Raw genomic sequence first — 12230 nt, 5'->3', positions numbered from 1 at the left:
TTCGCGTCGTCAGGCACGGGCCGCACGGTGGCCGTTTTGCCGCGGGCACACGTGGCCCGCCGCGTCGAGCGGCAGCCCGCACAGCGGGCACGGCGGACGGCCCGCGGCGACCAGGCTGAGCGCCCGCTGCGCGAAGGCGCGGGCTGCACTCGGGCTTATCCGCACGCGCAGCACGCCAGGCCCGTCCACCGGGATGTCGTCGGACAACGGCTCGACGGGCGTTTCGCTCTCCTCCTGCGCCTCGATGACCACCCGGTCGCCCTCGCTGTCCCAGGCGAGCGCGATCGCGCCGACACGGAAGTCTTCGGTCAGCGGCAGGTCGAGCGGGCCGTCGTCGCGCAGCGCCGCGGGTGCGCTCTCCGGGATGTCGGTCGCCTCGGTGCGGCGCAGCACCTCGTCGAGCAGCTCGTCGATCCGTTCGGCGAGCAGGCTCACCTGGAACTTCTCGAGTACCACGCTCGTCACCCGGCCGGCCGAACTCGCCTGCAGGTAGAAGGTCCTGTCACCCGGCTGACCGACGGAACCGGCCACGAACCTGTCCGGCGGGTCATAGTAGAAGACCGGCATGAGTCCTATCCTTCCGCACCGTTGGCGGTGTCTGGATCAATACCCGCGCCGCCGCCGATCACGGCATCGCTCTCGCCGCCCGCTTCCTGTCCCTCGCCTTGTGTCGCGGGTCGCGGCAGCAGGTCATCCACGGTGCCGCCGGTGTCGTTCAGGCGGAGCAGGAAGGGCCGCAGCGGGGTGTAGCGGATGACGGTGAGCGAGCACGGGTCCGCGACGATGCGCTGGCACTGGTCGAGGTGGAGTCCCAGGCTGTCGGCCACGATCGCCTTGATCACGTCGCCGTGCGAGCAGACCAGGTAGGTCGCGTCCTTGCCAAGCCGCGCGTTCCACTCCCTGATCGCGGAGACGGCGCGGTGCTGCATGTCAAGCATGGACTCGCCCTCGGCGCCGGGGAAGACGACCGCGCTCGGGTGCGCCTGCACGACCGGCCACAGCGGGTCCTTCTGCAGCTCCGTCAGCGGCTTGCCCGTCCAGTCGCCGTACCTGCACTCTCCCACCATCGGGTCGACGGCCGGGTCTGGCACCGGTGCGGTCCGCCCCGCGCGGGCGGCGACGATCTCCTCGACGGTCTGCCTGCAGCGGTCGAGCGGGCTGGTAACGATCGCGTCGAGCGGCACAGGGGCGATCCGTTCCCCCAGCGCCTTCGCCTGCGCGCGGCCGCGCTCATCGAGGCCGATGCCGGGCGTCCAGCCGGTAAGCAGCTGCCCCGTCGTCGCAGTGAGGCCGTGCCGCACGAGCAGAACCGTTGTCACGCTTTAGAACTTTAGTTGACTACTCACCGCCCTGAGGACGGGGATTGGCGGCGGTCGCCCGCGGGGGTTCCTGTTTCGCGGCAGATCGCAGGCGGCGTGCGGTCGGCCGCGCGACGTCTTTTCAGCCGTCTTTCGGTCGTCTTTCAGTCGTGTGTCAGTCGTCGCCGCGGGCGAAGACCGCCTCCAGGCTGCCGAAGCTCACCAGGTCGCCGACCCGGACCGGGACCCTGCCGCGCACCCGCCAGCCGTTGATCCGGGTGCCGTTGGTCGACTCGAGGTCGCTGAGCAGCCAGCCGTCCGCCGTCCGCTCAAGCTGGGCGTGCCGCCTGGACACCGTCACGTCCGCGATCGCCAGGTCGCAGCTCGCGTCCCTGCCGATGCTGAACTGGTCGCCCGAGCCGCGCGGGAACTGCAGGGCGAGCGGCACCCTGCGGCCGACGTCGGCGGCCCCCATGCCCGTGGTCATGGCCCTGAGGGGCGCGCGGCGCGGCGCGACGGTGCGCGGTGGCGCGTCCCGCCCCGGCCGGCGTATCTGGGTTGCCGTCACCCGGGACCAGGTGCCGCGCAGCCAGCCGCCGAGCGTCTGGCCGACCTTTTGGCCGTTTGGCGTCGGCTGCGGCAGGTCGGCGAGCAGCGGCGGCAGGTCCACCTGCCGCTTGGTCTCGAGCACCAGGTTCATCCGGTGCAGGAACGTCTCCTGCGACAGGCGTCCCGCGACGTACTCGTCCCTGAGCCTGGACACCACCTGATCCCGGTCGGCGTCGGAAGCACGAAGACCGGCAGCCGGCTGTTCGTCCGGCGAGGTAGGGGTCTGCGCCGCGGAACCTCCCATGAAATGCAGTATCGGGACCAACAGCCCGCTGCGCAACAAGATCGGCGTCGATGCCGGTACAGCGCTCAGACGCCGACCGCGTGCACCCCGCCGTCGACGTGCACGATCTCCCCGGTGGTGGCGGGGAACCAGTCGGAAAGCAGCGCGACGCAGGCCCGCGCGGCGGCGTCGGGGTTGGCGATGTCCCAGCCGAGCGGTGCCCGCTGCGCCCACACGTCCTCGAACTTCTCGAAGCCGGGAATGGACTTGGCGGCCATCGTCTTGAGCGGTCCCGCCGCGACCAGGTTGACCCGCACCCGCTGCGGGCCGAGGTCGCGAGCCAGGTAGCGGGCGCAGGACTCGAGCCCGGCCTTGGCCACGCCCATCCAGTCGTACCCAGGCCAGGCCACCGCCGCGTCGAAGTCAAGGCCGACCACGCTGCCGCCGTCGCCCATCAGCGGCAGCGCCGCCATGGCGAGGGACTTCAGCGAGAAGGTCGAGACGTGCACCGCCTTGGCGACATCCTCCCAGCCGGTGTTCAGGAAGTTGCCGCCGAGCGCGGCTTGCGGCGCGTTGCCGATCGAGTGCACCACGCCGTCCAGGCCGTCCACGTGCTCCTTGACCCGGTCCTTGAGCGAGTCGAGCTGCTCGGTGCTCGTCACGTCGAGCTCGATCACCGGCGCCGGCTGCGGCAGCCGCTTGGCGATCCGCTCCACGAGCGTCGGGCGGGGGAACGCGGTCAGCACCACGGTCGCGCCCTGTTCCTGGGCGACGCGCGCCACGTGGAAGGCGATCGAGGCGTCGGTGAGCACACCCGTCACCAGGATCCGCTTGCCGTCGAGAATGCCCATTGCTAACCAGCTCTCCTGTTGTTTGCCAGTGGCCCTGTTCTTAATGGCCCATGCCGAGGCCGCCGTCGACCGGGATGACCGCGCCGGTCACGTAGCCGCCGTCCGGGCTGGCCAGGAAGGCGACCGCGCCGGCCACCTCGTCGGCCGCGGCGTACCGGCCGAGCGGCACCGCGCCGATGATCTGCGCCTTGCGCTCCTCCGACAGCACCGCGGTCATGTCGCTTTCCACGAACCCTGGCGCCACCACGTTCGCGGTGATGCCGCGGGAGCCGAGCTCACGGGCGAGCGAGCGGGCCAGGCCGACAAGGCCGGCCTTGGATGCGGCGTAGTTGGCCTGGCCGCCGGAGCCGTACAGGCCGACCACGGAGGAAATGAAGATCATCCGGCCGCGGCGCATCTTCATCATGCCGCGCACGGCGCGCTTGGCGACCCGGTACGCGCCGACCAGGTTGGTGTCGAGGACGTCGGTGAACGCGTCCTCCTTCATCAGGGCCAGCAGCTGGTCCTTGGTGATTCCCGCGTTGGCGACAAGGACCTCGACCGGCCCCTGCGCCTGCTCGACCTCGGTGAACGCCGCGTCAACCGACTCCGCGTCGCGCACGTCGCACTTGACCACAGACAGGCCCTCCACCGGCTCGCCAGAGCGCGAGGTGACGGTGACGCTGTTCCCGTCGGCGGCGAGCCGCTGCGCGATCGCAAGCCCGATCCCTCGGTTCCCGCCGGTCACAAGTACGGAGCGCCCCATCGTTTTCCCTCCAGCAGTGGTTCAGCCCGACAGCCGAGAGTACCGCCCCGGCCCTCGGCGGGCGCGACCACGCTTCACCCTGCCGCAACCTGGGCTCCGCTTCGATGCCGCCCGGCACGAACATCGGGTCTTCGTCTTTGTAGAAATCCGCCAGATACGGGGTGGCGGGCAGGTATTTTGTTTTGAGTCAACTAACTCGGCCCTTAGGGCCGAGCTTGCGGCTAGGGCATCACTGGCGGTGATGCTGGCTGCCGCGTCCAGCCCTTGCCCGTTGCGGGCAGGGGCAGGGGCGCGTGACTCACGCCCCGCATCCCACGCAACCTGGCCGCGGGCGGCAATGTTGCGGGAAGCGTTCCGGTCTGCGTGCGCAACGACGCCGCATCCCCGGCAGGTGAACCTGGCTTGCGAGACGCGGTTCCGCTTGTCGGCGTGACCGCAGTCCGCGCAGGTGCGCGATGTCCAGGCCGGATCGACGTAGACCGCCGGCACCCCGGCGCGGAGGGCCTTGTACGCGATGAACGACCCGAGCTGGGCGAACGCCCAGCTGCTGAGCGTGACCCGTTGGGGCTTGCGGAGCCGTACCCTGTCGCGGATGCCCGTCAGGTCTTCAAGGGCAATACCGCGCGAGGTGCGTTCAGCCTCGGTCACGATCTTCTTTGCGATGCAGTGGTTGATATCCCGGGCAAACCGGGCTTCCTTCCTGGCTCGCTTCTTCAGCAGCCGCTTCGCGGACTTGGTTCCCTTCGCCTGGAGTTTGCGGCGGAGGCTGAGCTGCCGCCTCCGGTACCGGTTCACCATCCGGCCGGACATGATCTCGCCGTCACTGGTGGTGGCGATGTTCGCGATGCCGAGGTCGATGCCGAGGAACCCGTCGGGCTCGTACTGCCCGGCCTCCGGCACGTCGCAGGTCGCCATCAGGAACCACCGGCCGTCCCGGCTGACCAGGTCCGACTCGCCATGCCGGTACAGGGCCAGCGTCCTGAGCGCGTCCGCAGAGCAGGCGAACCGCACGCCGCGCAGCCGCCCGGAAGTGGTCCAGATCGATACTGTCCGCGTGTCAAGCTGCCAGGACAGGCACCTGTCGTCGTATGGCTGGGCGGCGTCGGGCCGGAAAGCGATGGGCTTGGATTCGGCTTTCACCCGCCGTTTCGACCCGGGGGCGCCGAGGTTCCCCGCCTGGATTGTCGCCCGCAGGGTTTTGTACGCGTTGCATGTCTTCTTGATCACCTGCTGGGCAGCCTGTGCACCAAGCCCCCGGTCCTTAAGGGAGCCGTAGACCTGCTTGCGCAGCGCGTACTCGCGGAACACGTGGCGGTCGAACGCCACGGCCGACACCAGGTTCGCGGCTTCGTTGACTGCCCGCAGGGCCGACTCCAGCGCGGGCGCCTGCGCGGCGTCCGGCAGCAACCGAACTTGCACGACGATCTTCACACAGACAAGCATGGCATTGGCCTATGTCACCTCGCTGTGAACGAAACACCGACACACGCAGGGGAAGGGCCTTTGTCTACAGCCCATCGTACTTCGCCGCGTCCTGCGGCGGCGCGCCGCTCGAGAGCATCAAGGAATACATCGAGCAGCGGAAGCGACCTGCCTAGACCTGGCCGATCGATTCCCCCGGACCTGAAGGCCCGGGGTCCTCGCATCACATGACTGAACAGGGAGCTGGCGGGATAGGTTCTGTGGCGTGGGAGATCATGACGGCCGGATTGACGCCGAGTTCACGGACTTGCCGCTGCGAAACCTCGCCGACGCCGCGCTTGACGCGGCGCGGACGCTGGGGGCGGATCACGCCGACTTCCGGGTCGAGCGGGTGCGCGGGCAGAGCATCGCACTGTCTGACGGGAAGCTGCAGTCGCTGTCCGACGCGGACGACAGCGGGCTCGCGGTCCGCGTCATCGTGGACGGGACCTGGGGGTTCGCGTCCGCGGTCGACCTGACGGCCGAGGCGGCGCGCGACGCGGCCCGGCACGCCGTGGAGGTGGCCAAGGTCGCCGCCGCGATGAACACCGAGCGGATCGAACTGGCTGCCGAGCCGGGGTACGGCGACGTCACCTGGGTGTCCGCCTACGAGATCGACCCGTTCAGCGTCGCGGCCAAGGAGAAGGTGGCGCTGCTCGCCGACTGGTCCGCGCTGCTGCTCGCCCACCCCGTGGTCAGTCACGCCGACGCGTCGGTCTACCAGGTCAAGGAGTGCAAGTTCTACACCGACGGCGCGACCACCACCACGCAGCAGCGGGTCAGGCTGTACCCGCAGCTCGAGGCCACCGCGGTCACCGAGTCCGGGTTCGACGACATGCGCACGCTCGCCCCGCCTGCCGGGCGGGGCTGGGAGTACCTCACCGGGAGCGGGTGGGACTTCCCCGCCGAACTCGCCGAGCTGCCCGACCTGCTCGCCGCCAAGCTCAAGGCGCCGTCGGTCGAGGCGGGCAGGTACGACCTGGTGATCGACCCGTCCAACCTGTGGCTCACCATTCACGAGTCGATCGGGCACGCCACCGAGCTGGACCGGGCGCTCGGCTACGAGGCCGCCTACGCGGGCACCAGCTTTGCCACCTTCGACAAGCTGGGCAGCCTCCAATACGGGTCGCCGGTCATGAACATCACCGGCGACCGCACCGCGGAACACGGCCTGGCCACCATCGGGTACGACGACGAGGGCGTCGCCGGGCAGTCCTGGGACCTCATCTCCGACGGCGTACTCGTCGGCTACCAGCTCGACAGGCGAATGGCACAGCTCAAGGGCTTCGGCCGGTCCAACGGGTGCGCGTTCGCCGACTCGCCCGGGCACATGCCGCTGCAGCGGATGGCCAACGTGTCGCTCAAGCCGGCACCGGGCGGCCCGTCGGCGCAGGAGCTGATCGGCGGCGTCGAGAACGGCATCTACATACTCGGCGACAAGTCCTGGTCGATCGACATGCAGCGGTACAACTTCCAGTTCACCGGGCAGCGGTTCTTCCGCATCAGGAACGGCCGCCTCGACGGCCAGCTCAAGGACATCGCCTACCAGGCGACGACGACGGACTTCTGGAACTCGATGGAGGCGGTCGGCGGCCCGCAGACCTACATGCTCGGCGGCGCGTTCAACTGCGGCAAGGGCCAGCCGGGCCAGGTCGCCCCGGTGAGCCACGGCGCGCCCGCCGCGCTGTTCCGGCAGGTGCGGGTACTCAACACGGTCCAGGAGGGGAAGTAGATGAGCGCGAACGAGAGCGAGCCCTGGCTGGACCAGCGGACGGCAGGCACGCCGCAGGACACCGTCGAGCAGGCGCTTGCCGCCGCACGGCCGGGCGGCGAGACGATCGTCATCGCCGAGGAGTCGTCCACCGCGAACCTGCGCTGGGCGGGGAACACGCTCACCACCAACGGGGTCGCCGCCACCAGGTCCCTCACGGTGATCGCGATCGACAGGCGGTCAGACGGCACCGCGGGCGTCGGCACGGTCACCCGTTCAGGCGTCACCCAGGGGCAGGTGGAAGACCTGGTTCGGGAGGCGGAGAAGGCCGCGGCCGAGGCTTCCGCGGCACAGGACGCGGCGGACCTGGTGGCGCGGGACGCCGCGGCCCGCGACGCGGGCGGCTGGTCCGCCGCGCCGAGCGCCACCGACTTCGGCGTCTTCCGTTCCTTCTCCACGCAACTCGGTGACACGCTGCGCGCGGCGGAGGCGGCGGGCCGCAAGCTGTACGGTTTCGCCGAGCACGGCGTGAGCTCGACCTTCCTCGGCACCTCCGCGGGGGTGCGAGCCCGCTACGACCAGCCGACCGGGAGGCTTGAGCTGAACGCCAAGTCGGCGGACCTGACCCGCTCCGCCTGGGCGGGAACGGCGACGCGCGACTTCGCCGGCGTGGACGTGGCCGCGCTCGACGCGGGCCTCGCCGAGCGGCTGTCCTGGCAATCGCGGCGGCTCGACCTGCCCGCGGGGCGGTACGAAACGCTGCTGCCGCCGACCGCCGTCGCCGACCTGCTGACCTACCTGTACTGGTCGGCGGGCGCCAGGGACGCCGGTGAGGGGCGGACGGTGTTCTCCGCGCCTGGCGGCGGCACGCGGGTCGGCGAGCGGCTCTCGCCGATGGCGCTTGACCTGTACAGCGATCCGGCGTACCCGGGGCTCGAGTGCGCGCCGTTCGTGGTGGCGCACGCCTCAGGCCGCGACTCCTCGGTGTTCGACAACGGGCTCGCGGCGCCCGCCGGGCGCTGGATCTCCGCGGGGACCCTGTCCGCGCTGCACTCCTCGCGCTACTCGGCCGGCCTGACCGGGCTGCCCGTCACCCCTTCGGTGGACAACCTGATCCTGTCCGCACCCGGCGCGTCGGCGTCGCTCGAGCAGATGATCGCCTCGACCAAGCGCGGCCTGCTGGTCACCTGCCTGTGGTACATCAGGCTCGTCGACCCGCAGACACTGCTGCTCACCGGGCTCACCAGGGACGGGGTGTACCTGGTCGAAGAGGGCGAGGTGTCCGGCGTGGTGAACAACTTCCGATTCAACGAGTCGCCCGTGGCCATGCTGTCGCGGGTGCTCGAGGCGGGCGCCACGGAGAAGACGCTGCCGCGCGAGTGGGGCGACTACTTCAACCGGGCCGCGATGCCGCCGCTGCGCGTCGAGGCGTTCAACATGTCCTCGGTCAGCCAGGCGAGCTAGGCCCGGGGGCGGGGCTGGTCAACCCGGACGATACGGTGTATGCGGCGCAGCAAAGGCGAGCTACCTTGGAAGGGTGAGGATGGGCCACGCACGAGGGCATGAGCAGGTGCACCTGGTTACCCAGGCGCGCAGGCCGATGTCCGAGGACATCAGGTACCGGCAGCACCGGTACCTGATCATGATGGCCATCAGGACCCTCTGCTTCGCCGTCGCCATCATCCTGTTCGTCAACCACCTGCGGTGGCTGGTACTGATCCCGGCGATCGGCGCGATCTTCATCCCGTACATCGCGGTGATCTTCGCCAACGGCGGGCGCGAGCCCGACAACATGCGCGGGTTCCTCGAGCACCGGGTGAACCTGCCCGCCCGCCGCGACTCCGGCGACGACGAGCACTGACCGTCGCGTTTCACTTGCAGCGCGCAACCAGCTCCTTCCCCATTTGCCACTTGGTGCGTAACTTTTCTCTGAATTGTCTCAGCAAGTCTTGCGCACTTAAAGTTACTGAGCGATAACCATAAGCAACATATAGCCATCGCGGATCCGGGAAGGAGCCAATGACCTGCGAAGCTGCTCTTCTGCGACGCGCGTGCCCGTAGTGGCGGCAATGGCGTTCCGAGATTTACTTGTCATTAGGTCTTGACACATCCCAGGGGCCGGACGTGTACCATTCATATCGGTGCTCTGGTCCCCCGTCGGGGCACCGGTGCCGGCGTTCCGGGCCCCCGTCGGAACGCCGATGATGCGACGCTGGGTGGTTTGCCCCCGTAGCCACCCAGCGTCGCCCTAATTTTGCGGACTCTTTATCCCGGCCTTCTCGTGCGCTTACTCGGTGCGCTGGAACTCCCGATCGCCATGCCGAGCAGGGCTGCTCCCCTCACCGCGACGATGCCGAGCGAGAGGCCGACCGGGACGGGCCAGCCGTTCCAGGTGACCGCGGCCTCGAGGACCGCGCGGGCCGCCGACGGGATGCTCAGATGGCTGAAGACCGCGTGCCGCATCGGGTACACGACAAAGGTCAGCGGGTCGAACCGGGTGAGCACCGACAGCCAGAACGGGATCGTAGGGCACATGCGCGAGACCGGCCAGTGCCAGAATGACGATTCCCTGGAAGGTGGAAACTGTGGCGCCGCCGAGGCATTTCCCGATAACTATCGCCGACCTGCTTACCGGCGCGACCAGCATCTCTCGCAGGAAACCGAACTCCCGGTCACGTGCGCGCGGTTCATGTCGCTCACCGTGGCCTCGGAATCCCTGATGGTCCGGCCGGTATAGGACATGAAAACGTCGTCAAGCGACGGTCGCGCGACGCTCACCGAACGGATCGGCAGGCTGAGCTCCGCGAAAAGGCGGGGCACGAACTCCTCCCCAGACGCCACGCTGAATGTAATGCGTGGTGGGGAAATCGCGATGTCCTCGCGCTGCTTCAGACGTGGCCTGCCACCCTCGCGGACCCCGAGGTGGGATCCGCGAGGGTGCACAGGATCTTGATGGTGGTCGACTTGACCTGGACGGCGGGCACGGTCATCGGAGGTTCACTCCGTGTCCTCAGGTGCCTCGGTCCCTTCCGGGGTCCCTGCCTGCGGCGCGCTGTCCGCGGTGTCCTCGGCGAGGATCCGGTACAGCGAGCGCCTGGCCTGGGCCAGCACGTCACGGGCCTGGGCGACCTGCTCGGGTGAGCCGGCGCGCCGCACCTCCATCACCGCCATCATTACCTGGCGGATCAGGTCATGGAACTCGAAGGCGTCCTCGTCGGTCATGCCCGCCGCCGCGTCCCAGGACGCGGACAGCTCCTCGGCATGCTCCTCCGCGTACGCCCGTCCGGCGTCCGTCAGGGTGTACATCCGGCGGCGGCCCTCGCCTTCGGGGGCGATGAGGCCCTCGTCCTCGAGCTGCTGCAGTGCCGGGTACACCGACCCCGCGCTCGGCCGCCAGACGCCGCTTGTGCGGCCGGAGATCTCCTGGATCAGCTGATAGCCGTTCCACTGCCCGCCCTCGGCGAGCAGGTCGAGTATCGCCGCCCTGACGTCACCCTTGCGGACCCGCATGCCACGGCCGCCAGGGCCGCGCACGCCGAATCCCGGGCCCTTGAGCACGAATTCCGGCCCGAACATGCCAAAGCGGGGGCCGAACTCGCCGCGCGGCCCGTGGCCGCCGTGGCCGCCAGGACCGCCCCAGCCGGGGCTGCCGCGCTCGCCGCCGCGCCTGCCCGAACCTCGTCCGGGCCTCGGCCCCCACTCGGGGCCGCCGGGCCGGGGCGACGGACCCCAGCCCTCGTCTCGCATACCGCGCCTGTGCTCTTCTCGCATGACGCGTCACCTCTTTCGATGGTCTTGTATCTTCTTTGACATCTCAACGATATATCGCTGAACATCGCTTGGCAAGTCCGGGGACGGAAAAGGAGCCGCCAACGACTCGTTGGCGGCTCCTTGGAGCTATCCGCGCAGCTCAGGCGCGGTGACGGCTAGCTAGCGGACGGGCAGCTCGTAGACCCGGCGGACGCTGGAGCCGACGCGGGAGATGTCGGTTCCGTAGACGTGCATCGACACCGCGATGGCATCGCCGATGTTCCTGACCATGTGGATGTCGCCGGGCGGGGCGAACCCGCTCACCGTGCCGACAGGATTGGCGTTGCGCGCCACCGTCTCGAGGTGATCGCCGCGGTTCGCGTAGACCTCCTCGTACTCGGTGCCCTGGAGCACCGCGGTGACGCACCAGGTGAGGTGGTCGTGAACCGGCGTCGCCTGACCGGGCAGCCAGACCATGACCACGATCGAGAAGGAGCCGTCGGGCTCGGCGTGCACCAGGTGCGTCTGGTAGCCCTCCGGGTCGCCCGCGAGCTGCTCGGGCGAGAGGATACCGGGGCCGGGCAGGCGGCCGCGCAGCGCCGCGGCCACCCGGGTGGCGGTGTCCTGCCAGGTCCCCCCGGCGCGGACCGCACGGCGTACCGCAGCGCTGACCTGCTCCGGGCACGTGCCGGTAACCTTCGGCAGCTCGGCGACCGTGACTGACATTCCAACCACCTCCAGCGCGACTCCTACCCCACGGTAATCGCGGGCGTCGCATCAGCACCAATGCCACTTCTCCGGCGATCTATAGGTCATGCCTATATATGGAGCGGCGGCGTGGGGGTACGGCGGGGGCGCGGGTGGGCGCGACGGGCGACGTCACGTCTACGCCCACTCCCGCGCGGAAAGCGCCGGATTCCATCGTCGGCGGAAAAGAAATGACAAAAGGGTCATTTCGATCGTGATCGATGCGTGCTCGCCATTTCCGTAACGTTTTATCTACCAGTAGCGTCACGTATCGGGCGGAAAAGGCATTTCTCTCATAGAGTTCCGAGCTGAATCTTTTCATCCGCGAAAGTGGGGATCGCGATGTCACAAGAGCAGGACTGGAGCGCGCCGGGTGCTGTCCCGGGCTATCAGCCGCCGCCGCAGCAGGAGCAGCCGTTCGGTCAGGGATACCAGCAGCCGCAGGGGCCGTACGGTTATGCGCCCGCCCCGTATCAGCAGCCCTATCCGCAGGGTTACGGACCCCAGGTGGTGCCGAAGAACGCGGGCATCGCGCTGCTGATCTCGTTCTTCATCCCCGGCGTCGGTTCGATGTACGCGGGAAAGACGAACACCGGGGTCATTATCCTTATCGGTTACATCGTCTCCTGGGTGCTAACCATCGTCATCATCGGTTTCGTGGGCATCCTCGGTTTCTGGATCTGGGGCATGATCGACGCCTACCAGGCCGCACAGGCGTGGAACCGGGCACGAGGATTCGTATCGTAGCCAGCGCGGGAAACCACCGCCGCAAGACACCCGCCACGTGAGACCCGGCTTACGGGGACGGGAAACGGGCCGCGCGATCGCTTGGTCG

The 12230-nt window shown here is 69.0% G+C and carries 15 protein-coding genes; 6 read left to right on the top strand and 9 right to left on the bottom strand.

Features of this window, described 5'->3' with window-relative positions; translation table 11 throughout:
* Positions 1 to 9: 9 nt before the first annotated feature.
* The 6 genes from EAS64_RS35370 to EAS64_RS35345 form a co-directional block, all read right to left on the bottom strand.
* Positions 10 to 567, bottom strand: coding sequence for a DUF3090 domain-containing protein (locus EAS64_RS35370; RefSeq protein WP_145860266.1), 558 nt, complete (start codon positions 565 to 567; stop codon positions 10 to 12).
* A 5-nt stretch (positions 568 to 572) separates the two neighbouring features.
* The gene (locus EAS64_RS35365) at positions 573 to 1319 is read right to left on the bottom strand and encodes a histidine phosphatase family protein (protein ID WP_145860264.1); all 747 of its coding nucleotides are present in this window, start codon (positions 1317 to 1319) and stop codon (positions 573 to 575) included.
* Between the two features lie 154 nt (positions 1320 to 1473).
* A complete protein-coding gene (locus tag EAS64_RS35360; protein WP_145860262.1) occupies positions 1474 to 2151 on the bottom strand; it encodes an FHA domain-containing protein in 678 nt (225 codons plus the stop codon).
* Positions 2152 to 2216: 65 nt separating this feature from the next.
* Entirely contained in the window at positions 2217 to 2981 is a 765-nt protein-coding gene (fabI, locus tag EAS64_RS35355) for an enoyl-ACP reductase FabI (RefSeq protein WP_145860260.1), read from the bottom strand.
* Between the two features lie 40 nt (positions 2982 to 3021).
* A complete protein-coding gene (gene fabG / locus EAS64_RS35350) occupies positions 3022 to 3726 on the bottom strand; it encodes a 3-oxoacyl-ACP reductase FabG (protein ID WP_145860258.1) in 705 nt (234 codons plus the stop codon).
* Between the two features lie 21 nt (positions 3727 to 3747).
* The gene (locus EAS64_RS35345) at positions 3748 to 5157 is read right to left on the bottom strand and encodes an RNA-guided endonuclease InsQ/TnpB family protein (protein WP_342782109.1); all 1410 of its coding nucleotides are present in this window, start codon (positions 5155 to 5157) and stop codon (positions 3748 to 3750) included.
* A gap of 23 nt (positions 5158 to 5180) precedes the next feature.
* Between EAS64_RS35345 and EAS64_RS46405 the strand changes: the two genes are divergently transcribed.
* From EAS64_RS46405 to EAS64_RS35325, 4 genes are all read left to right on the top strand, one after another.
* The gene (locus tag EAS64_RS46405) at positions 5181 to 5324 is read left to right on the top strand and encodes a transposase (RefSeq protein ID WP_246116012.1); all 144 of its coding nucleotides are present in this window, start codon (positions 5181 to 5183) and stop codon (positions 5322 to 5324) included.
* An 89-nt stretch (positions 5325 to 5413) separates the two neighbouring features.
* Positions 5414 to 6919 carry a TldD/PmbA family protein gene (locus EAS64_RS35335; RefSeq protein ID WP_187366412.1) on the top strand — a complete coding sequence of 502 codons (1506 nt, stop codon included), beginning with the start codon at positions 5414 to 5416 and terminating at the stop codon, positions 6917 to 6919.
* Positions 6920 to 8362: a metallopeptidase TldD-related protein gene (locus EAS64_RS35330; protein ID WP_145860256.1), complete on the top strand. Its 1443-nt coding sequence runs from the start codon at positions 6920 to 6922 to the stop codon at positions 8360 to 8362.
* A gap of 79 nt (positions 8363 to 8441) precedes the next feature.
* Complete coding sequence (locus EAS64_RS35325; protein ID WP_145860254.1) at positions 8442 to 8759, top strand: DUF3099 domain-containing protein; 318 nt, start codon at positions 8442 to 8444, stop codon at positions 8757 to 8759.
* Positions 8760 to 9163: 404 nt separating this feature from the next.
* Here EAS64_RS35325 and EAS64_RS44145 read toward each other — a convergent pair whose 3' ends face one another.
* Positions 9164 to 9433 carry a hypothetical protein gene (locus tag EAS64_RS44145; protein WP_187366411.1) on the bottom strand — a complete coding sequence of 90 codons (270 nt, stop codon included), beginning with the start codon at positions 9431 to 9433 and terminating at the stop codon, positions 9164 to 9166.
* Here EAS64_RS44145 and EAS64_RS44140 point away from each other — a divergent pair.
* On the top strand, positions 9432 to 9635 hold the full coding sequence (locus EAS64_RS44140) for a hypothetical protein (RefSeq protein ID WP_187366410.1): 204 nt from the start codon (positions 9432 to 9434) through the stop codon (positions 9633 to 9635). The two genes, EAS64_RS44145 and EAS64_RS44140, sit on opposite strands and share 2 nt — an antisense overlap.
* A 260-nt stretch (positions 9636 to 9895) precedes the next feature.
* Here the strand turns inward: EAS64_RS44140 and EAS64_RS35310 are convergent, their stop codons facing one another.
* Both EAS64_RS35310 and EAS64_RS35305 read right to left on the bottom strand, forming a co-directional pair.
* Positions 9896 to 10669 (bottom strand): PadR family transcriptional regulator, encoded by a 774-nt coding sequence (locus tag EAS64_RS35310; protein ID WP_246116011.1) that lies wholly within the window; start codon positions 10667 to 10669, stop codon positions 9896 to 9898.
* A gap of 159 nt (positions 10670 to 10828) precedes the next feature.
* Complete coding sequence (locus tag EAS64_RS35305) at positions 10829 to 11374, bottom strand: cysteine dioxygenase family protein (RefSeq protein ID WP_145860252.1); 546 nt, start codon at positions 11372 to 11374, stop codon at positions 10829 to 10831.
* Positions 11375 to 11737: 363 nt separating this feature from the next.
* Here EAS64_RS35305 and EAS64_RS35300 point away from each other — a divergent pair, with 363 nt between their 5' ends.
* Positions 11738 to 12142: a TM2 domain-containing protein gene (locus tag EAS64_RS35300; protein WP_145860250.1), complete on the top strand. Its 405-nt coding sequence runs from the start codon at positions 11738 to 11740 to the stop codon at positions 12140 to 12142.
* The last annotated feature ends 88 nt before the right edge of the window (positions 12143 to 12230 follow it).

The organism is Trebonia kvetii (assembly GCF_007827045.1).
In the GTDB taxonomy this organism is placed as follows: domain Bacteria; phylum Actinomycetota; class Actinomycetes; order Streptosporangiales; family Streptosporangiaceae; genus Trebonia; species Trebonia kvetii.
Note: the sequence above shows the minus strand (reverse complement) of the source record. Positions and strands in the feature narration are given on the sequence as shown.